General features: G+C 64.1%; 23 protein-coding genes. 11 read left to right on the top strand and 12 right to left on the bottom strand.

The annotated features are described in order from the left end of the window. Positions 1–72 precede the first annotated feature (72 nt). Positions 73–951: a helix-turn-helix transcriptional regulator gene (locus tag AB4Y73_RS15140; protein ID WP_441872706.1), complete on the top strand. Its 879-nt coding sequence runs from the start codon at positions 73–75 to the stop codon at positions 949–951. After that, the gene (locus AB4Y73_RS15135; protein WP_441872705.1) at positions 948–1,136 is read left to right on the top strand and encodes an NmrA family NAD(P)-binding protein; all 189 of its coding nucleotides are present in this window, start codon (positions 948–950) and stop codon (positions 1,134–1,136) included. The genes AB4Y73_RS15140 and AB4Y73_RS15135 overlap by 4 nt, the downstream gene beginning before the upstream one ends. 83 nt (positions 1,137–1,219) lie before the next feature. Here AB4Y73_RS15135 and AB4Y73_RS15130 read toward each other — a convergent pair whose 3' ends face one another. Both AB4Y73_RS15130 and AB4Y73_RS15125 read right to left on the bottom strand, forming a co-directional pair. Next, entirely contained in the window at positions 1,220–1,540 is a 321-nt protein-coding gene (locus AB4Y73_RS15130; RefSeq protein WP_441872704.1) for a GYD domain-containing protein, read from the bottom strand. A gap of 180 nt (positions 1,541–1,720) precedes the next feature. Then, complete coding sequence (locus AB4Y73_RS15125; RefSeq protein WP_441872703.1) at positions 1,721–2,599, bottom strand: MurR/RpiR family transcriptional regulator; 879 nt, start codon at positions 2,597–2,599, stop codon at positions 1,721–1,723. 107 nt (positions 2,600–2,706) lie between these two features. Here AB4Y73_RS15125 and AB4Y73_RS15120 point away from each other — a divergent pair, with 107 nt between their 5' ends. Genes AB4Y73_RS15120 through AB4Y73_RS15110 form a run of 3 tightly spaced genes read left to right on the top strand, consistent with a single transcriptional unit; the run spans position 2,707 to position 5,863 of the window. After that, positions 2,707–4,104 (top strand): MFS transporter, encoded by a 1,398-nt coding sequence (locus AB4Y73_RS15120; protein WP_441872702.1) that lies wholly within the window; start codon positions 2,707–2,709, stop codon positions 4,102–4,104. Beyond that, positions 4,101–4,598 carry a GAF domain-containing protein gene (locus AB4Y73_RS15115; RefSeq protein ID WP_441872701.1) on the top strand — a complete coding sequence of 166 codons (498 nt, stop codon included), beginning with the start codon at positions 4,101–4,103 and terminating at the stop codon, positions 4,596–4,598. Before AB4Y73_RS15120 ends, AB4Y73_RS15115 begins: the two co-directional genes overlap by 4 nt. Beyond that, positions 4,598–5,863 (top strand): amidohydrolase family protein, encoded by a 1,266-nt coding sequence (locus AB4Y73_RS15110; RefSeq protein ID WP_441872700.1) that lies wholly within the window; start codon positions 4,598–4,600, stop codon positions 5,861–5,863. Before AB4Y73_RS15115 ends, AB4Y73_RS15110 begins: the two co-directional genes overlap by 1 nt. 83 nt (positions 5,864–5,946) lie before the next feature. Here AB4Y73_RS15110 and AB4Y73_RS15105 read toward each other — a convergent pair whose 3' ends face one another. From AB4Y73_RS15105 to AB4Y73_RS15095, 3 genes are all read right to left on the bottom strand, one after another. Then, a complete protein-coding gene (locus AB4Y73_RS15105) occupies positions 5,947–6,621 on the bottom strand; it encodes an excalibur calcium-binding domain-containing protein (RefSeq protein ID WP_441872699.1) in 675 nt (224 codons plus the stop codon). A gap of 41 nt (positions 6,622–6,662) precedes the next feature. Continuing rightward, positions 6,663–8,027, bottom strand: a complete 1,365-nt coding sequence (locus tag AB4Y73_RS15100; RefSeq protein WP_441872698.1) for a GmrSD restriction endonuclease domain-containing protein — start codon at positions 8,025–8,027, stop codon at positions 6,663–6,665. Between the two features lie 198 nt (positions 8,028–8,225). Then, entirely contained in the window at positions 8,226–8,903 is a 678-nt protein-coding gene (locus tag AB4Y73_RS15095) for a TetR/AcrR family transcriptional regulator (protein WP_441872697.1), read from the bottom strand. A 90-nt stretch (positions 8,904–8,993) separates the two neighbouring features. On the opposite strand from AB4Y73_RS15095, the gene AB4Y73_RS15090 reads away from it, so the two are divergent. Next, positions 8,994–9,710, top strand: coding sequence for a DUF4386 domain-containing protein (locus tag AB4Y73_RS15090; RefSeq protein WP_441872696.1), 717 nt, complete (start codon positions 8,994–8,996; stop codon positions 9,708–9,710). Positions 9,711–9,817: 107 nt separating this feature from the next. Here AB4Y73_RS15090 and AB4Y73_RS15085 read toward each other — a convergent pair whose 3' ends face one another. Beyond that, entirely contained in the window at positions 9,818–9,961 is a 144-nt protein-coding gene (locus AB4Y73_RS15085) for a hypothetical protein (RefSeq protein WP_441872695.1), read from the bottom strand. Between the two features lie 37 nt (positions 9,962–9,998). Here AB4Y73_RS15085 and AB4Y73_RS15080 point away from each other — a divergent pair, with 37 nt between their 5' ends. From AB4Y73_RS15080 to AB4Y73_RS15070, 3 genes are read left to right on the top strand one after another with little or no spacing between them, the layout of a single operon-like run. Next, entirely contained in the window at positions 9,999–10,727 is a 729-nt protein-coding gene (locus AB4Y73_RS15080) for a GNAT family N-acetyltransferase (protein WP_441872772.1), read from the top strand. A 40-nt stretch (positions 10,728–10,767) separates the two neighbouring features. Further along, positions 10,768–11,502: an SDR family NAD(P)-dependent oxidoreductase gene (locus tag AB4Y73_RS15075; RefSeq protein WP_441872694.1), complete on the top strand. Its 735-nt coding sequence runs from the start codon at positions 10,768–10,770 to the stop codon at positions 11,500–11,502. Next, positions 11,499–11,945 (top strand): YkvA family protein, encoded by a 447-nt coding sequence (locus tag AB4Y73_RS15070; RefSeq protein ID WP_441872693.1) that lies wholly within the window; start codon positions 11,499–11,501, stop codon positions 11,943–11,945. Before AB4Y73_RS15075 ends, AB4Y73_RS15070 begins: the two co-directional genes overlap by 4 nt. A gap of 24 nt (positions 11,946–11,969) precedes the next feature. On the opposite strand, the gene AB4Y73_RS15065 is transcribed toward AB4Y73_RS15070, so the two are convergent. The 6 genes from AB4Y73_RS15065 to AB4Y73_RS15040 all read right to left on the bottom strand — a co-directional run bounded on the left by AB4Y73_RS15065 (position 11,970) and on the right by AB4Y73_RS15040 (position 18,365). After that, on the bottom strand, positions 11,970–12,791 hold the full coding sequence (locus AB4Y73_RS15065; protein ID WP_441872692.1) for an SGNH/GDSL hydrolase family protein: 822 nt from the start codon (positions 12,789–12,791) through the stop codon (positions 11,970–11,972). A gap of 58 nt (positions 12,792–12,849) precedes the next feature. Then, on the bottom strand, positions 12,850–15,012 hold the full coding sequence (helR, locus tag AB4Y73_RS15060) for an RNA polymerase recycling motor ATPase HelR (RefSeq protein WP_441872771.1): 2,163 nt from the start codon (positions 15,010–15,012) through the stop codon (positions 12,850–12,852). Positions 15,013–15,035: 23 nt separating this feature from the next. Next, entirely contained in the window at positions 15,036–15,707 is a 672-nt protein-coding gene (locus AB4Y73_RS15055; RefSeq protein WP_441872691.1) for a DUF1345 domain-containing protein, read from the bottom strand. A gap of 60 nt (positions 15,708–15,767) precedes the next feature. Then, positions 15,768–16,850: a DUF1648 domain-containing protein gene (locus AB4Y73_RS15050; protein ID WP_441872689.1), complete on the bottom strand. Its 1,083-nt coding sequence runs from the start codon at positions 16,848–16,850 to the stop codon at positions 15,768–15,770. Next, positions 16,847–17,239 (bottom strand): GntR family transcriptional regulator, encoded by a 393-nt coding sequence (locus tag AB4Y73_RS15045; RefSeq protein ID WP_441872688.1) that lies wholly within the window; start codon positions 17,237–17,239, stop codon positions 16,847–16,849. Before AB4Y73_RS15045 ends, AB4Y73_RS15050 begins: the two co-directional genes overlap by 4 nt. 586 nt (positions 17,240–17,825) lie before the next feature. Continuing rightward, the gene (locus tag AB4Y73_RS15040; RefSeq protein WP_441872687.1) at positions 17,826–18,365 is read right to left on the bottom strand and encodes a hypothetical protein; all 540 of its coding nucleotides are present in this window, start codon (positions 18,363–18,365) and stop codon (positions 17,826–17,828) included. Between the two features lie 32 nt (positions 18,366–18,397). Here AB4Y73_RS15040 and AB4Y73_RS15035 point away from each other — a divergent pair, with 32 nt between their 5' ends. After that, the gene (locus AB4Y73_RS15035; protein WP_441872770.1) at positions 18,398–18,568 is read left to right on the top strand and encodes a hypothetical protein; all 171 of its coding nucleotides are present in this window, start codon (positions 18,398–18,400) and stop codon (positions 18,566–18,568) included. A 570-nt stretch (positions 18,569–19,138) separates the two neighbouring features. After that, entirely contained in the window at positions 19,139–19,480 is a 342-nt protein-coding gene (locus AB4Y73_RS15030) for a hypothetical protein (protein ID WP_441872686.1), read from the top strand. Positions 19,481–20,046 lie beyond the last annotated feature (566 nt).

Here is a 20,046-nt window from a genome sequence, read left to right as displayed (position 1 = left end):
GCGGGAGTCACTGCTGTACAGGGTAATGCCAGTCCCTCCCTCGTCCCGTCGACCGCGCGTAGCGTGGATGCCATGACACACAGCGATGACGTGCGGAAGTTCCTGACCTCCCGCCGTGCCAGGATCACGCCCGAGGAGGCAGGGCTGCCCCTCTATGGCGGCAACCGCCGGGTGACCGGGCTACGCCGCGAGGAAGTCGCGATGCTCGCCGGGATGAGCGTGGACTACTACGTCCGCATAGAGCGCGGCAACCTCTCCGGCGCCTCGGACAGCGTCATCGAGGCACTCGCCCGGGCACTGAGGCTTGACGACGCCGAAACGGCCCACCTCTTTGACCTCGCGCGCGCCGCCACCGCCTCCCCGCGTGTGCGGCGCAAGCGGAGCCCGCAGACGGTGCGGCCAAGCGTGCAGCGCGTTATTGACGCGATCACCACCGCCCCGGCCTGGGTCCGTAACGACCGTGGGGATGTCCTGGCCTCCAACGAGCTGGGCCGGGCACTCTACCTGGACATGATGGCGGAGCACGTCACCCCGCCGAACAGCGCACGGTTCACCTTCCTGAACCCCAAAGCGCAGGACTTCTTCGCCGACTGGCAACGCAGCGCGGACGACATCGTCGCTGTCCTGCGTTCCGCGGCCGGGAAAAACCCTTACGACAAAGACCTCACAGACCTCATCGGTGAACTCTCAACCCGCAGCGAGGAGTTCCGCACCAGGTGGGCCAGGCACGATGTGAAGTACCACCGCACCGGCCGCAAGCGGCTCCACCACCCGATAGTGGGTGACCTGGACCTGAGCTTCGAGGCCCTGGAGCTCGCCGGCGACCCGGGGCTGCGGATCAACGTGTACACGGCAGACCCCGGGACACCCTCGGAGGATGCACTGAAAGTCCTGGCGAGCTGGGCCGCCACGCAGCGCGCCGGCGAAATCCCCGTCAAGGAGAGCAAATGAATCGCCGTCCCTCCACTGTCCTGGTCATCGGTGCCACCGGGAGCATCGGCCGCCACGCCGTGGCCGAGGCACTGCGCCGAGGTTGCGCCGTCCGCGCGCTCGTGCGGGACCGCGCCCGTGCAAAAGAACCCGAAACGTTCCGTCAGGACCTCGCCGCGATCTCGGCTGACAGAGTTCAGGGCTAACGTCGGGAGCCGCCGGAAGGCATGCAACGGAAGCGCCGCCGTCGTAATGTCCGACGGCGGCGCTGACCACGTGCCTGCTGCGCCTACTGCCCCGGCCCCCGGTATGACGGCGTCTTCTTGGCCGCCTCGTCGATGTCTTCCGGTGTCATAAGCGGCTTCAGGCGCACGTCCACGCTGCCGGTGGAATTGATCATCAGCGAAAGGGCTGCCGCGCTCGCCTGGTCCGGCACATCAAGAACGCCAAGGACGTCGATATCTCCGAAGGCGTAGTAAAAACACTCCAGTGATCCCCCTACGGAACCGAGCGCCTCCTCCAGCGCCTCCCGCCGTTTGGTACCGCCTTCACGCATGAGTCCTGTGATGCCCTCGCCCACATAATTCGCTTCAAACAGATACTTGGTCATGGTCTTCCTGTCCCGAGATATCCAGGACGCAGCATCCCAGCGCGTGCCTGACCCCCAGTGAGGGAGGGTCCTGGTCGGTCCCTGCGTGGGGCCGTGGCCATAGCCTAGGCCCGCCTCCGGGCGGTGACAACCAGTTCTGCAAAGTGGCACAAGTCCTCCATGAACAGCGCACCCCTGCAGTCAGGAGCTGGAACGAGGATGCATGATCCGCATCTGGTCCCACGTGCGTTCGGACGCGGCGATATTCGTGTTTGACCGCTCACGGTCCAAGGAAGCGAGCTCAACGGCGATCGCCTGGACTGCCGCGACGGCCCCCGTCAGCGACGGGAAAAAGCCCGCGCTTTCGGTGGGGACGACTATCCGCTGCTCGGCGTGTGCCGCCACGGGAGAGCCGGCGCTGTCCGTGATGGACGCGATCGTGGCCCCCACGTTGTGGGCGATCTCCACGGCGCGCATGGTGCTGTCGTAAACCCTCCAGAGGCTGATCGCGATCACCAGGTCTTCGGAAGTCACCCTCGCCAGGGTGTTCGTCAGGGCGGCCACATCAGCGTCGAGCAGCCGGACGTTGTAGCCGGCGATGACCGCGTTATGCTCCAACGCCTTGCCCGGGATCGCGTAGCTTCCCGCGGCAATAATCAGGGTCTGCCGTGCCCTGGCGATTGCTTCGGCGATGGCACGGACGGTAGCTGGATCCAGGGTGCGCTCAAGATGAGCCAGGTTGGCCCTGTCCGTGGAGACGGCGGCCTGGGCAGGGCTGCTGACGTGGCCGTTATGCTCGGCCGCGATTTCGAGGGCGCTCAGCGAGGCGAGGAACCGTGAACGGAGCTCGAACTGGAAGTCCGCCCAGCCCTTGAATTCCAGTGCCTGTGCGGTCCTGGTCACAGTGGAAGCGTTCGATGACGCGGCTGCCGCGATGTCGCTGACTGAGCCGTAGGAGGCGAGGCGGGGCTGTGATCGGAGGACGCCGATGACCTGCATCTGCCTGGCGGCCAGTTTCCGTCCCTGCACACGGCTGTCCAGCCACTCGGTCACCGAGGAGGAGTTAATTTCCTGTTTCACCTATTGACCTACCTCACACTCTGGCCGTAACTTCAATACATCGCTTCTGCACAGACTTGTGCATATTCCTCAAAATGTACAACTTGGCCCACTTTGGCAGGATTCCCATGTCTCTCACAGCACGCTTGGACCGCCTGGCTCTCAGTCGTCCACACTACAAGCTTCTCCTCATCGGAGGCCTCGGCTACTCGTTCGACGGCATGGACGGGGCAGTGGTCGCATTCCTGCTCCCTCGCATCCAGGAATTATGGGGCCTCAGCAACGCAAGCCTGGGCCTGGTGGGCTCCGCCGCCCCGTTCGGCTTCTTCTTCGGCGCCATCCTCTCCGGCTGGTTGGGTGACCGATTCGGCCGCAAGAAGGTGATGCTCTGGGCGCTTGCCTTCTACTGCCTGATGTCCGTGGTGGCGGCCATGGCCCCCAACTTCGAAATCTTCCTTATTGCCCGGATCTTTGCAGGCCTGGGTGCCGGCGCCGAAAGCGTCATCATCGCGCCGTTCCTGTCCGAGTTCATTCCCCCAAAGCGCCGTGGCTGGTTCATTGGAACCCTGGCCGGCTTCTTCTCATTTGGCTTTGTTGGCGCGGCACTGGTTGGCCGCTTTATTGTTCCGATGGGTGAGGACGGCTGGCGTTGGGCCCAGGTGGTCACGGCCATCCCGATCCTGCTCCTGCTGTGGTGGCGCCGAAGCCTGCCCGAATCCCCGCGCTTCCTCATCAGCCGCGGCCGCATGTCTGAAGCCACCGAAGTAGTGGAGCGTTTCGAGCAGAGCGTGGTGGCGGCTACCGGCAAGCAACTCGCTCCGCTGATGCCCGGGAACGAGGAGGAGATCACCAAGCACGACCAAAAGATCAACATCTGGAATGCCCTCAAATTCATGTGGTCCAGGGCCATGCGCCGCCGGACCGCTGTCATCTGGCTGATCTGGTTCGTCATCACCTTCTCCTACTACGGCTTCTTCTCCTGGATCCCCACGCTGCTGGTGGGCCGTGGCATCACGGTAACCAAGAGCTTCGAGTACTCGATCATCATTTACCTGGCCCAGATCCCCGGGTACTTCTCCGCTGCCTGGCTCAACGACCGGATCGACCGGAAGAACACCATCGCCCTGTATCTGGCCGGATCGGCGCTGAGCGCGTTTTGGCTGAGCCAGTCCAACGACTCCGGGATGATCCTTGTGGCAGCGGCAACGTTGTCCTTCTTCCTCAACGGGACCTACGCCGGCGTCTACGCCTACACACCGGAACTCTTCCCCACTTGGATGCGCGCCACGGGCGTCGGCCTGGCCAGTGCCGTGGGCCGCATCGGCAGCATCCTGGCACCGTCCATCATCGGCATCTTCTCAGTAGCCCTTGGCTTCGGCGGAGTGTTCGTCATGACAACGGTGGTGCTGACCATCGGCGTCCTGGGTGTCGTCATCTTCGGCGCATCCACCGCGGGCAAATCCCTGGAGGACATCAATGCCAGGGCCGAGCATGATCCGGCACCTGCGGGATCGGGACAAAAATGAGCGGAACAACGGACTCGTTGAAAGCGGAGGCAGTGTTTCAACAGACCTTCCAGGACATGCGGCGGGATCCCGGCGTCGTCCTCTTCACCGCCCTCCAATGGATCCCGGAACGGTCCAGCCTTCGGCGGCTCTTCACCAGTCACCCTGCAGATTACCCGGTGGGTGGCGAGAAAACTGTGGAGATCTCCCCGGGCTGGCTCGGAACGGTCATCGAAGACAAGAAGCCGTTCCTGGCCGCCGACCTGAACGCACTGCGTGATGTCTTCGCCGATTCCGAACTCATCCAGCGGCTCGGGTGCGGTGCGGTCATCAACGTTCCCGTCCTCGACGACGGCCTCAACGTGGTGGGTGTCCTTGCCATGCTGGACACCGAAGGCCGCTATACGCACCACAGTGTGGAAACCGCCGTCGGCGTCGTCAACCGGAACCTGGCGGCCCTCACCGAAGCATTTGCCGCCCACCCCACGGAAGTCCCCGGGAAGGACACAGCATAATGAGCACCACCCCTAACACCCTTGCCCCCACTGACGAGGTGGCCGGCAGCGCTCCGCTGGTGATCCGCAACGCCAGCGTCCTGGACGTCGAGTCGGGCACCTACTCCGTTGCCGACGTCGTCAGTATTGACGGGAAAATAAGCGACATCGGTCCGGACGCCCAAGCACCGTCCGGAGCCCGTGTGATTGACGGCACTGGCAAGTTCGTCATTCCGGGGCTCATCGACTGCCACGTCCACGTGGTCGCCTCCAGTGCCGACTTCCGGTCGCTGACATGGACTCCGGCGTCGTACGTCTACGCGCAGACCGCACGGATTATGGGCAAGATGCTGCGCCGGGGCTTCACCACGGTCCGGGATCTCTCCGGGGCCGACTTTGGCCTGGCGATGGCCCAGCAGGAAGGCCTGCTGGACGGGCCCAAAATACACTTCTGCGGGCACGCGCTCAGCCAGACCGGCGGCCACGGCGACATGCGCCTCCCTGGCGAAGACCATGAGCCCAACGGCCGTGGATGCTGTGGAATCGGCCGCGTGGCTGACGGCGTGGACGCCGTCCGGGCCGCCGCGCGGGATGAACTGCGCAAAGGCGCCCACCACATCAAGATCATGGCCTCCGGCGGAGTGTCATCGCCCACGGACCGCATCGACTCCACTCAGTACTCGATGGAGGAGATGCGTGCAGCCGTGGAGGAGGCCGAGGCCGCGAACCGCTACGTCGCGGCCCACGCCTACACTGCGCGTGCCATCAACCGTGCCCTTGAGGCAGGCGTCCGTTCAATCGAGCACGGCAACCTGCTTGACGACGAGAGCCTCCGCCTGTTCACCGAAAAGGACGCCTTCCTCGTCCCCACTCTCGTGACCTATTGGGCGCTCAAGGAGGAAGGCAGGAGCTTCGGCCTCTCGGAGGAGATGTGGGCGAAGGTGGATTCAGTGCTCACCAGTGGCCTCGAAGCCATCGCCCGCGCACACGAAGCCGGGGTCAAAATGGCTTTCGGAACTGACCTCCTCGGGGGCATGCACCGCCACCAGAACGAACAGTTCCGCCTCCTCGGCAAAGTCCAGCCGGCCATCGCGGCCATCCGCGCGGCAACCACGACGGCGGCACAACTGCTGGGGCGCGAAGGCCAGATCGGCGTCGTGGCGCCCGGCGCCGACGCCGACATGCTGGTGCTGTCCGCTGACCCGCTTGCCGATATCGCCGTGCTGGCCGACATCGCCGACCACCTGGAGGTATTGATCCAGAACGGGCGGGTGGTCAGCCCCTAACCCGGATGTGCTGAAGTACTTTTCACAGCAGAAGCCGTGGATACCTCCGAAGAGGTATCCACGGCTTTCACAGCCCCTGAAACCTATTTCTCGCAGGCCACGCCATCGCGATCGCGGTCAAGGCTGGTGCTGTAGCCAGGCTGCCCTGCATACAGCGGCGCGGCACCAGCAGCTTTGACAGCTGCGCAGTTCGCGTAGGAGACGGCAGCCGGAACCTTGACTGCCGGCGCGGGTGCCGGTGCCGGAGCTACGGGTGCGGGAGCTGGTGCCTTCTTTGCCGCTTGTTGCGCTGCCTGTTCGGCGGCCACCTTCGCAGCGGCCTGATCTGCTGCGGCCTTATCTGCCGCCGCCTTGTCCGCCGCAACCTTGGCTGCAGCAGCTGCCTCTGCTGCAGCCTTGTCGGCGGCAGCTTTGTCGGCAGCAGCCTTTTCAGCTGCAATCTTCTCAAGGGACTTGACGCCGAGGTTCACGGTGGAACCCTTTGCCGCGGATGCGCCCTCCGTGGGGTCTTGGGAGGTTACCTGCCAGTTCTTCTTTGACATGATCGACTTGCCGTCGACTGTGTCCTTAGCCTCGACCTTGAACCCAAGATCTTCCAGTTGAGCAGTGGCCTTGTCCAAAGTCAGGCCCAGCACGCTGGGAACCGCGATAGCCTCAACCACCGCAGCAGCGGCTGTCGGTTTCGCTGCCTCCTTCGTGCCCCCGCAGCCTGTCAGCATGAGGCCGGCAAGTACAACCAGTGCCAGTGTCTTTTTCATTTTTCCCCCTAGGAAAGTTTGGAACGAGTGATGGAACAGAGCTAGCTTTCGCAGGCCACGCCGTCGTTATCGCGGTCCAGCGCCGACCGGTAGCCGGCCTGCCCTGCACGGATCGGCGCGGCGCCAGCGGCCTTGGCGGCCGCGCAGTTGGCGTAGTAGACGCCTGCAGGTGCTGCGGGTGCGGGTGCCGGCACGACGGGTGCTGGGGCAACCGGCGCCGGAGCCTGCGCGGGAGCCACCGGGGCAGCCGCAACCGGGGGTCCCGGCGCAGGGGCGGGGGCGGGTGCGGGCGCCGCGGCAACAGGTGACTGCTCGTTGGTGGGTGCCAACTGGCCGGCGCAGTCGCCCAGGATCCTGGCCATCGCGTCGTGCTCTGCCTGGGTGACCCACAGGCTGTACGTTGCCTTCACCGAGATCTGCCTGGCAACGTATTCGCACCGGAAGCCCTTGTTCGGCGGCAACCAGGTGGCGGCATCGCCGTCGCCCTTTTTCATGTTGGTGGGGCCGTCCGTCGACTGGAGGTTCAGCGGGTCGTTGGCGAAGGCCGTCCGCTGCTCCATGGTCAACTGCTGCGCGCCCTTCTGCCAGGCGTCACTCAGGGCAACAACATGGTCAATCTGCACGGCGGTGCTGGTGGCACTCCCCCGCAGGAAGGTGATGGTGCTGCCCGTGTAGGGGTCCGCCAGCGTGCCGGACTGGACCTTGCACGGCACACTGTTGGTGAACGTGATGCCGGTCAGGTCGCGCTTGAGCATGTCATTCCGGGTATCGCAGCCATTGCGGTCCACGTCCAGCCACGCCTGCCCAAACAGCGCCCGGTCATAGCCGGTCTTCGGTGCCCGGCCCTTGATGGGCAAGGTAGCCAACAGGTCGATCGCCCTGGTGGCAAAGGCCGGCTGCGCGTTCGGAGCCGCCGCGGTGGCGCCGCCCGCCAAGGCGTTCGGGGTCTCAGGATCGAGCGGAGCGTCCGTGGCCTGGGCGGTGGGAGCGGACGACGGCGACGGCGAACTTTTGGCCGAGGGGCTCGCTGTGGCGGTGGCCGGCGAGGCATTCCAGTCCGAAGAGGCTGCCTGAAGGTCAGCCGCGCTGGTCCGCGGCAACGCCAGGGCGCCCGTGAAAAACAGCGCAAAGGAAACGGCCAGGGCGATGGCGCCAGCCTTCCGCTTCGCCGGAAGCCACGCCCAGGAGCGGCGTCCCGTGACCATGACATAAAGGCTGGTTAGCCCCGCCGAGATGCCCAGGAAAACCAGTGCACCACCGAACCCTCCGACGACGGCACCAATAAGCACAAAGAGCGCTGTTATGCTCCCGACGATCAGCGTGGAAGTGTGCGGCCTGCGTGGCGGGTTCGGTCCGGGCTCGGGAGCAGACGGTGCTGACCCGAAAAGGGTCTGGTAGTTCGACAATTCTTATTCCCCAATAGGCAGGGCTCGACGTTGAGCCCGACCTTTTTCTCTTGAAACTTCACGTAAATGCTGAGCATATTTGTCTTCGGGGCAGGAAAACCGAAATTGCGGCGAACCTCGGACAACGTTGATGGAGTCTTGAGCCGATCTTGATCGGAACACTGCCAAACGCACCGTCGAGCCCGAGTATCTTGGCTCTCAGCCCGCTGATCCCTTGGCCCGTTCCAAACCGTCGAGCACCAGGTCCAGCCCGAAGGTAAATTCGTCGGCGTAGCTGTACCCGGGCTTGAGGACATGCTTCGCCATGAGTTCATGGAGGTAGGGGTACTCACTGGGCGGCAACTGGGCGAGCATGACGTTGGCCATGGCTGCCGCCTCCTCGCCCGAGTCGAACGGCAGGGCCTTTTCCTGCTTCGCGTAGCCGTACACGTAACTGTCCAGCGCGGAGAAAGCGTGCGCCGTCATGGCCAGGGAAAATCCGGCGTTCCGGAATGTACCGAGCACCCGGTCATGATGCCTCAGCGTGCCGGGGCCGGCCTGGGTTGCCGAGTCCATCAGGCCGTTGGCCCACGGGTGGCGCAGCAGGACTGCCCGCACGGACTCGGACCGCTTGCGCAGGGCCGTCTTCCAGTGATCGTCATGGGACGGCAACTCGATCTCGCCATAGAGGGCATCGATCATGCCGTTGAGCAGGTCCTCTTTGTTCGAGACATGGTGGTAGAGCGACATTGCCTCCACACCCAACTCCTCCCCCAGGCGTCGCATCGAGAGCTTCTCGATGCCGCCCTCGTCCGCCAGCCTGATGGCAGTGCCGAGTACCCGGCCACGGCTCAAACGCGCCCGGCCTTCAGTCCGCTGCATCTTTTTCGCAGGCACATCCCCCTCCTTCTTCTGGCCCCATTGACTTACCTTACACCGTAGGCGTAGGTTACTTACATCATAAGCTTACAACGTAAGGAATACATCGTGAGCACCATTGCAGCCCCACCGAGCACAGTGTCGCAAAGCCCCGCGCCCCAACGCCCCTCAAAGCTGGCTTTACGAACCTGGTCCCCGGCCACCGCGAGCCTGGTTTCCGGCCTTGCCCTGCTGGCCATGGTGCTCCTCATGACGGCGGGCTACTTCGGTGCCGTGGTGCCGCTGATCACCCCCGGTGACTCAGCGAAGACAGCCCAGGCTATCTTGCAGTCAGCGCCGGTCTATCTTGCCGGCGTCGCCTGCATCTTCGTGGTTATCCTGCTCGACGTGCTCGTCGCCGCTGCCTGGTACGCACTGTTCAAAAGCGTTAACCGGCGGCTGTCTGCGGCCGCGGCCTGGCTGCGGATCACGTTCGCCGGACTCTTCGCGGTTGCCACGGGTCAGCTCGTTTACGCCTACACCCTGCTGAACGAACCCGGACAGGCCCTGCACGCCATCGAATCATTCCGCACCATCTGGCTCATCAGTCTGGGGCTCTTCGGCCTTTACCTCATCCTCATCGGGTACCTGGAACTCCGCTCCGCCTTCGTCCCCAAAGTCCTCGGCGTCCTCCTGGTCATCTCCGGCACCGGGTACATCATCGATGCCCTGGGGGTCGCACTGGTGAACGGATTCACCCCCATGTACGGCCTGTTCGCCATCATCGGCGAAACCAGCTGCATCTTCTGGCTCCTGATCAAAGGCCGCAAGCTCACCATCCGCTAAGCGTTACGCGCCCCAAGAGAGCTACGTTCCCAAGCCAGTCGCCGCCGTCGTACTTCACGACGGCGGCGCACTTCTGGGTGCTGCCACGCACCGCCGCGCAAAGGGGGTCAGGAGACGCGGCGGAATTCTCCTGTTGGGAGCTGGACATGGATGGGCAGGACCAGCTGGATGTGGGTAGCGCCGATCGGCTCCTCGAGCAGCTCGTTGATGGAGGTCTGCCCCTCCAGCTCGGCCGTCTGTTTCGTACCCACCCATCGACAATAGGTGAACTGTGGCGGCGTGAATCGCATGACACGGCGAGAGCCTCCTCGCCGGTCCGAACCAATCCATAACCAGCCCTTGGAGGTGCCGGGCGGCACGACGTTCAACTTCGTGGCCGACGGCATCGCAGCCGGGTCAACCGCTGAGAACGCTGGGAAGGGAGCCGACGACGACGGCGACACTCCCGCCGGCGGTGGCGGCCCGGCTCCACCCCTCGACTACTATCTTCTGATGCCCCTCCTTATCGCTCCGGACGTCAGTTACCACGCCTCCTGGCTGGAGGGATCGGCAGAATTCGGGGATGCCCGCCGGGACGGCGGAGGTGCCGAGGACTGGCCGCTGGGGGGCCTCGCGGATGCCAGGTCGTTTCGCCGCTTCGTGGAGGCGCTCCGCAACGATGCGTTGCCGGAGGCCCCCCGCAAGCCGGGGCACGTTCCATGCACGTACCTGTGGGTCGTGGAGGGTGGGACGTTCCTGGGTTCGTTGGCCATCAGACACGAGCTGAACGACTTCCTCCTCAACGAAGGCGGCCACATCGGCTACAGCATCAGGCCCTCCGCCAGGCGCCGTGGCTACGCAGCTGCGGCATTGGCTGCAGCCCTGCCGATAGCCCGGGGACTGGGTATCACCAGGGCGCTCCTCACCTGCGATGAAACGAACACGGGCTCCCGGGCTACGATCGAGAGGAACGGCGGCCTCTACGAGGACACCCGCAACGGCAGACGCCGCTACTGGATCGAATGCGGCACGCAATGACCATGCCAACGCGGGCCGCCCGGCACAGAACGGACAACTGATGGCCCGCATTTTTGTCACCGGCTCCACCGACGGCCTCGGGCGGGCTACGGCGCAGTCCCTGCTGGACGACGGCCACGATGTCATCGTGCACGCACGCAGCGAAGGGCGTCTGAGCGCGCTAGCGGATCTGGTTGACCGCGGCGCGGTGGGCGTGGTCGGTGACCTCTCGGACATTGCCCAAACCCGTGACCTCGCCGGCCAGGTGAACCGGAGCGGCCCCGTGGACGCCGTCATCCACAATGCGGGCGTGCTGAGCGGTCCCCACACCTTTCAGGTCAACGTCGCGGCGCCCTACCTTCTGACCGCCCTCATCCACCGCCCGCACCGCCTGATCTACCTCAGCAGCGGCATGCACCGCGGGGGCCGTCTTGGTGGCCTGGGTGACGGAGAGGGGTCCGGCGGTGCGCCCCGGGTGTCCTATTCGGACAGCAAGCTGTATGTCACCGCTCTCGCGGCTGCAGTCGCCCGGTTATGGCCCGATGTTCTGAGCAACGCCGTGGATCCCGGCTGGGTGCCCACCAAGATGGGCGGCCCCGGTGCTCCCGACGATCTTCGGCTCGGGCACCTTACCCAGGAATGGCTCGCTACCAGCGATGACCCCGAGGCCCTCACGAGCGGCGGCTACTGGCACCATCAGCACCGGGAGAAGACGCATCCTGCTGTCCGCGACCAGCACCTGCAGGAAACGCTCTTGGATTACCTAGCCGGCTTCACAGGAGAACGACTTACGTGAGTGCGCAGTGGTGGGAAATTGCCCTCGGAGCCGTTGCCGGGCTGGCGGCCGTCTACGCCATCCTGCTGCTGGCCTTGTGGGCCTACGCCCGGCGTCACCCGGAAACGGTGGGGATGAGGGACGCCTTGCGACTTCTGCCGGACGTGCTGCGCGTGCTCCGACGACTGGCCGCCGACAAATCCGTATCGCGCGGGGTGCGAATAAAGTTGGTCCTCCTGCTGGGATATTTGGCCTTTCCCATTGACCTGGTTCCCGACTTCCTGCCGCTGATCGGGTACGCCGATGACGTGATCATCATGGCACTGGTGCTTCGCTCGGTGATTCGCTCCGCGGGCCCTGACTCGTTGCGGCGTCACTGGCCGGGAACTCCGGCCGGGCTTGCCGTCGTCGAACGCCTCGCGGGCCTGCCTGCACCCCGCGCCGGAAACGCCGACGCTGCCTGAAGAGTTTGCCGTCGTGCTGGCGGTTCAGTCCTGGACGGCAGCGGAAAGAATCCGCTGCATCTCATCCCGCAGGAACTCCTGCCCCTCGGCGCTCGGGTGCTCACCATCCGGTCCCAACAGGACGTCGGCCCGGTCACCGAGCCACTGCTCAGCTATGGGATCAATGAATGTCACACCCATGTTCTGCGCCGCGGCGGCCTCAACGTCGCGTACGTCGGTCAACAGTGGGTCTGCCTCGTCGCTCCCGGACAGCGGGCCGACCGCCACGAGAACCGCGTGGGGGGCAAGGGAGGAAGCTGCGGCGAACGTCAGTGCCGCAGCGTCCCCGAGTTCGCCTGGCTGCGCCCCCGCATCGTTGTCGGACCCGAAGAAAACGACCACGTCCGCGTCGGGGCTGACGGCGGCCTGGACTTCCGTGGTGAACGTGCCCCCGTCGTCACCCGCGGCCAGGTAACCGCTGCCGTTCTCTGCCGCATTGTTGACCTGCACCGGCCGCGTGTCGGACAGGTGCGCCGACTGAAGGAGCTCCGGCCATGCCTGGTCCGGCGAGGTTCCCAGCCCCGTGCTCAGCGAGTCCCCGATCACGACAACTTTGACCATGGTGTCATCAAGGCCTGAAACCGGTCCACTGGTACCGATCGTTGCCGGTGCAGAGGCTGCCGAGATCGGCTGCGCGGGCCGCGCCTGCCCCTGAGCGCTGGACGGAGTGCACGCACTGGTGACAAGGAGGAGCATCACAGCACCGGATGCCTTTATCACGGCGAGGACGCGCGGTGACGAGCCCTTCATCCACTCCTCCAAGATCCCGGCAGTCAGGAATACTAACGCAATCCGTGAATTAACCATGCTAACCCGTGCTCCTGAAGCAAGCACCATCAGTCCGGATCCGCGCTCAACTTTCCAGCTAAGGCGAGGTGAGGATGACGAGTTGTTGGGTTGCCCGGGTCATCGCGACATAACGGTCCACCGCTCCTTGAATGCCGGGGCCGAACGAGTCCGGGTCGATGAGGACCACCAGGTCAAATTCGAGTCCCTTCGCCAGCTCCGGCGTGAGCGACCGCACGCGCGGCGCGGCCGCGACCACGCCGGGCTTGATGTCATTCCCGCCGATGATGCAAGCGATACCGTCGGCGTGCGCGGCGAGCCACCCGTCGAGAACGGGGCCCAGCTCCGCCGTAGAGCCGTGGATGACTGGCGGTCCGCCGCTGCGGATGGAGGCCGGCACGTTGGCGTCCGGGAGAACGGCTTTGATGACCGGCTCGGCTTCGGCCATGACCTCCTCCGGTGTCCGGTAGTTGATGCTGAGGGTCACCAGGTTCGCGTGGGCCAGTCCGACCCGCTCGAGCCGCTCCTGCCACGACTCCGTGAACCCGCGCCTGGCTTGGGCGCGGTCCCCGACGACGGTGAAGCTGCGGGACGGGCAGCGCAGCAGCAGCATCTGCCACTCGGCGTCGGTTAGCTCCTGCGCCTCGTCCACGACGACATGGGCGAACGGACCGGCCAGCGTGTCCGGGTCGGCAGTCGGCAGCGCGTCCTCATCCACCAGCTTCTCCTGCAGGTCCTGTCCCCGCAGCATGGACATCACCAGCATTTCGGAGTCATCTGCCGCCACCAGGTCCTCAACCACCCGGTCCATGAGCTCCCGCTCAGCTGCAAGGGTGGCGTCCTGCCGCCGCCTGCGTAGTGACGCCTTCGGGTCGCCGAGACGCTGCCGCGCCGCATCCAGGAGCGGCAGATCGGACGTGGTCCAGGCAGTCGGATCTGCGCGCTGCAGCCTCTTTGCCTCGTCACTGCCCAGCCAGGGCGCGCACAGCCGCAGGTAGGCGGGCACAGTCCACAGGTCGCCGACAATGTCGGCGTAGTGGAGCAGCGGCCACGCTCGGCTGAACGCGTCCACCAACGCGGCGTTCTGCGCCAATGTCCGGCGGATTACGGCCTCCGGGACATCGCCGTCGTCGAACTTGCCCGCAGCAATGGTGAGCAGTTCCTCCCAGACCTCGTCGCGGGCCTCGTTGTGCGGGGTGCCCGGCCCGGGCGACTCGAACGCCTGCGCCCACTCCCCGGCGCTGAGCCAGATGTCGGCGTATGGGGTCTCCACCTCCATCCCGGCTGTGGGCGGCTGCTCGTAGAACCTGACGGCACGTTCGATCGCCCTCACCATGTCCGCGGACGACTTTAGAAATGCCACGTCCGGGTCAGTCTCAATCGCTGCGGAGACGCCCTCGGGGACGAGATCCCGCAGGGTGCACGTCTGCACGCCTTCTTCCCCCAGGCTCGGGAGGACGTCGGCGACATAGGCCAGATATGGCCGGTGCGGACCAATGAAGAGAACGCCGCCCCGGCGGTGACCGAGGCGCGGGTCGGAGTAGAGGAGGTAGGCGGAACGGTGGAGCGCCACGACCGTTTTGCCGGTACCGGGACCGCCGTCGACCACGAGAGCCCCGCGGGATGACGCGCGGATGATCGCGTCCTGGTCCGCCTGTATGGTGCCGAGAACGTCCTGCATCCGGGCGGACCGGCTGCTTCCCAGGCTGGCGATAAAGGCCGAGAGGTCCTCAAGAGCGGCGTTCCCTTCGAACCCGTCCGAAGCGAACACTTCGTCCCAGTAGTCGCTGATTTGCCCGCGGGTCCAACGGTATCTGCGGCGGCTCAGCAGGCCCATCGGGTTGGCGTGGGTTGCACCGAAGAACGGCTCAGCCGCCGGAGAGCGCCAGTCGATGAGCAGCCGCTGACCCTCGCTGTCCGTCAGGCCAAGACGTCCGATGTAGACGGGCTCGGGGCTGTCCGCCTTGACCATGCGTCCGAGGCACAGGTCCAAACCGAAGCGACGCAGGGCTCGCAGGCGTGCACTTAGCCGCCGGATCTCCGCGTCCCGCTCCAGCACCTCCTGGCCCAGGCGGCCCCGTAGCCTGCGCGCGGCGTCGAGACTGTGGGACAGGTCGGAAATCGACTTCTCGAGGGCCTCCGCAATCGCCGCGAAGTGCAGCTCGTCACCTGCGATCAGCGCCGGGTCTGCCTTGGGCGTGAGGTGCCTGGGGAGGTTGAATGCGCTGGTAGTCAAAGGCAGGTCATCAGCCTCAAAGACGCTTGTCAGTGAATCAGGCCGGCGACAAGGTTGATGGTGGTGGCCAGAACAATAGTTCCCAGCAGATAGGACAGCAGCGCCTGGCGCAGCACGGTGGCGCGTATCTCCTCTGTCTTAAGGTCCGTGTCCGAGACCTGGAAGGTCATGCCGACAGTGAAGGCCAGGTAAGCGAAGTCCAGATAGCGCGGAAGTTTGTCCTCGTTGAAGTCCACACCGGCTTTGTCCCGGTAATAGATGGAGGCATAGCGAAGGGTGAAGAGCGTATGGACCAGGAACCAGGACAACGCCACGCTGCCCAGGGCCATCGAGATGATGGCCGCCTTTGTGCCCCCTTCGGCGTTGGAGGCGTCCAGCAGAATCAGGGCCACCCCGGCGAAGCTGGCCACGGTGGCCACTAAGACCAGCGCATCGGAGACGCCCCGTCCCGGATCTTCACGCCGCGCGTGGGCCGCAGTGGCTTCCGCCTGCAGCCGACCGACGACGGCCCACACCCAGATGAGATAGGTCAGAGACGCCGCCGCCCAACCCATCGCCGGCGCGTATGCCCAGGACTTCAGCGCCCCCACGGCCAGGGCCGTGCCCAAGCCCACCACGACCATCACGAGGAACCGGAGGCGTGAACGATGGACCAGCGTGTTGAAACCCGAATCCGGGCTGCCCGTGTTAGGTACATTCATAGATCGATTATCCCTTTCAGACAGCTGTCATCTTAGGGACGCGCCGGGTAGTCTGCCGTGTCAGCCGCCCAAACGGAAGATGACTACGAGTCCGATCAGGGCAACCACGGCGGCCAGGAGCATCGCCGCCCTGGGATTGCCGAAGTTCAGGGTCCATCCAATGCCGAACCGGCGCGGGACAAGCAGGGCGTGGTCTTCCCGGTTGATGTAGAACAGGCCACCGCGCCAGTACCTGTCGTCGTCCCGGTGGGTCAGCCCGGTATCCTCGCCGTCCTGGCCCCGTTCCCGGTTGTTCCTGGCCAGGACTACAACGGTGACGACGACGGCAGCCAGGACCGGGATCACGATGACTAGTGGCGCCCACGGCGTGACGGTTCCTGTCCACATCAAAAGCGACGATCCCAGCATTCCCAAATCGATCATGGCCACCAGCCCCAGCAGCGCCTTGGCACCCAGCGTGATGTAGTGCCGGGACCAGCGTGCGGAGCCCACCGGGTGCGCCGGATCCAGGTCCGGCCTGCTGCGGATGATGGCCGCCGCCATGCCTCCGAGCAGCGCCGTCAAGCCCACCTGCACGAACACTAGCGAGAAGGCCGCACCGACGGACTTGCCTACCTCCCTGTTCGGGAGACCGTTGGCGCCATAGTGCACCGCGAGGATCTGGGGCATGGCCGGGTAGAGGACCACGCCAATCACGGCCGTTGCTGCCGTGATGATTACCGCCGGCGCCAACCAACGCCAAGGAAACCGCGGCGGCTCCGTCCGCAGTCCGGTGTCCACCGAGATGCCCTGGTGCAGGCCTTCAAACCAGGCCCCGGCGGCCTTCGCGGCCCGAATCTCCTGATGGGCCAGGAAGAAGCACCCGTACCAGAGGCCAACCAACACCAGCACCGACACCGGCAGCAGCAACGGCTCCCCCGTCGCCGCGAAAGACCCCACGCCCACTGCGGCGACGACGAGCCCGCAGATGAGCACCCTCCACCGGTAGGTGCGGACCTGCCTGACCACGGTGGGGTCCTCGGCACGCTGAGCCGGTACCCGGACCCCGAATGGCACCGTCGGGCTGGTGACTGAGGGCAGAACCAGACCGAGCAGGAGCACAAGCCCTAACAAAACAAAGCCCAGAACTGTGGCAACAATCATGGCGTATCCTCCCGCTGCTTGGAACCAAACGAATCGAGCACGGACTGGCAGGTCCGGAGAACCTCGTCAGCAGGGATTCCCCTGGCAACGGCCTCGGCCAGAAGAGTCCGGGCCCTCGCAGTCCAGTCGGAGGGGAACGGCGGCTCCGCGACCGTAGTGGTCACGACCGCACCGGTTTTGCGGTTGAGACGGATTAGACCTTGCTGACGCAGGAGGTCATAGGCCTTGTTCACGGTATGGAAATTGATCCCGAAATCGGCTGCAAGCGTCCTCGTGGCGGGCAAGGAACTGCCCTCCGTCAACACACCGTCGGCGATCGCTTCCACGATCTGGTCCCGAAGCTGCTGGTAGATCGGCACCTCACCGGATAGGTCTACGTTGAGGATCATGACCCCTACCTCCACCTCTGCTATAGCAGTTATAGAACAAATAGCTGATGATGACAACCCCCTACGGAACCGCATCAAGGTCGCGGACTCGATGTTTCGTCTACCGCTGGCGCTACACTGAATGAACCGAACATATATTCCCATTAGCTCTCGACGCGCCTTTCCTTATAGGGCATACGTTCGAGCGGTAAGACACCTGTCCTTGACGGAGCCCCGTCTCCTGAAGTGATTCAGGGAGCTGTTGGAGCAGGCCCGCTGTGGGGTCAACGAGGACGTCTTGAAGACGCTTTCGTGTGTAGCGTTTAGGGCCCCATGACCGGGCATTTTGCGGGCGGGTCTTACGGGAAGGCAAGAAGTTTGGAACGGCCGCAATCTTTGTCAGTTTCAGAAGTCGTCTGCACTGAATGTCAGAAGTCGTCTGCCCTGGGATTGTGTTTCCGTAAGCGGAACGTTGACCGGTCGGAAAAGTGTGATCTGAAACGCGGGGCCAAATGTTGCCAGAGATGGGGTCGCCCACAGGAAAGCCACGTCTACCAGGCCGCTTGGAGATTCCAAAATGAATGTGGCAGAACGCGGTTGACGCCGGTCACGAAGGCCCTACGACCTCACTCAGCTTGTCAAGTGACTCCGGGCGGGCGGCGATCTCTATCTTGCCGTCGTCTGTCAACAGGGTCATGGCCTTGATGCCATAGACCTGAATGAATTTACGGTCTTTGCCGCTAACTTTTCTGCGCTCTGGGAGCAGATCCTGGACCTTGATCGTCGTCGGCCGCCCGGAGGGCTCTAGAGTGTCGTAAACCGCGGGCTGGAAGTGGATTGACCCAATGCTGGGCGTCGCGATCCCTTGGTTCCAGATGCTCCTGAGTGAACCGGTCGGAGAGTCCGGGTAGCGGATATAGGCCATGATTTGGTCGTTTTCTTCGAGGCGGACTTTAGTTTTGCTTCTTCGCCGTGTTTCGAAGATTGCAAGGAGCCAGTAGCCCAAGGTCCACACAAAGGCGGTGATGAGGGCATCCCCTAGGTCGTGCTGTCCAACGGCAAACCAAACCACTGTGGTGAAGACAAAGAAAAGTATGTAGGCCAAAGCCAGAGCCAGATATGGGTGATGTCGGACCCATTCCTTCATAGGGCAATACTAGGCAGGCCTCTCACGACGCGATACTCCGTGGCCCGATAGCCGAACCTTCTACGGAACATTCTCAGCTCCGAACGTGTCTTAAGACGCTATGGAACCCTGGGCATTGGTTCTGGAGAGGCACTTCGCATTTGTTCAGGGGTCCACTCGCGCTGCTCTCCCTCTTTGGGCGTAGTGCCCTGAGAATCTGTTGAGCTCCCTTCTGGGAGGGCACGCGGTTGAAGGGGCATCGGCGCAGGTGTGGCGTTGGGCATCTGCTCTTCGGTGAGCGGGACGGATCTTGTGCCGCAGCTTGATGCAGTCGCAGAATCAGAGGAACTGGCAATTGATTCTGGTGAATTCGTTGAGAGCTGGACTATCTCCCGACATTCGCTTCCGTCGGCTACGTTTGCACCCTCACTAGCTTCGGGGAAGGCCCTGCGGATGGCAGTGGCGGCTCCTGTCGATCTTCTCCCTGCCCACTATCGCCAGCACTTCCGCAGGCAGCGATGGAGAAGCTGAGGACGCATGCAGCAGTAAACCCGCGGATCCTTCTCGAACGTCCCATTCCGTGATTGTCCCCATACACGGATCACAAAAACAGGGGTTCATGATTCAGGCGGAACCTCTGGTTTCAATATGATCACCATTCACTCGCTCTGGATGAAAAGGCTGGAGCTGGTGCTCGTCTGCTCCCTGCGTAACCCTCTAGGGGTTCAGGGGTACACCTCGTCGCCCTTGCGTGGTCGTCGTGCAACGGGAGTGCTGATCGATACTCTGGCAACATGACCTTCCAGACACGCAGCGCCACACGCTCTCCTGCCGTCGCGGCTTGCGTCATCCTTCTGGGCTTGCTCGTCCTGTGGATAGCGCAGCCGGTCCTGCCTGGTTGGGGATGCGCGGCCAGTTTTCCGGCGATGTGCCCTCCGCATTTGCTGCCGGTTCGTGCATCGCTGATCAGCGCAGGCATCCTCGGCGTACTGCTAGCAACTGTCATCGTCGGGCTACTGCTTCGGCGGTCCCGGGCAAACGCCTGGCTGGGCGGAATGTTCCGAAGTGTCGTCTTGGCCGTGCCTGTAATCCTGGTACTGACAGTCGTCGCGCACTTCCTGATACCGCAGCCCTGATTCGAGCTTGCTTGGCGCGGGTTGCTGTCGCGGACGTCGAAAAAGCCATGGCTGCAAGCCGGTCCCGCTGAGGAACCCTTTACCGGAGGATGGCGGGTCGATGCTTCAGCTAAAGGCCACTTGCACGGGCTTGAACCTGAAAGGCCCGCCGCATCCGGGTCCGAAGGGGTGCTCCCCGGTGGATTCCGTTTCTATGGGCAAATCACGGGCCATGCGGCCACCAGAAGTGGCCACGGCTTCCACAAGAATCGAAGTGACACTAACAGGCGGATTCAGGTATGGCGGGGACTGCGGCACCAGCCATTTTCCCTCAGGGTTTCTCGCCACCGGCTCGGGAGTGCATACCTCCCCAAAACAAGCCGCTACTGAAACCGGGGTGGAAAAGGCCAGCTCCACATCACCCACGTAGGCGTAACCGACTGCTGGACATGCCCGGCTTACCCAGGGCATGCGGCCGAGCAGGACAGCAAATGCCAACACGGTCACAACAACGCCTGCCCCAAGCAGAAGAACACCTCGAAGCTTCATAGCGTGAGCCTAACCCGTCATCTATCGGGAGTCTCGCC

This window comes from Pseudarthrobacter sp. TAF60_1 (assembly GCF_052113505.1).
Classification (GTDB): domain Bacteria; phylum Actinomycetota; class Actinomycetes; order Actinomycetales; family Micrococcaceae; genus Arthrobacter.
Note: the sequence above shows the minus strand (reverse complement) of the source record. Positions and strands in the feature narration are given on the sequence as shown.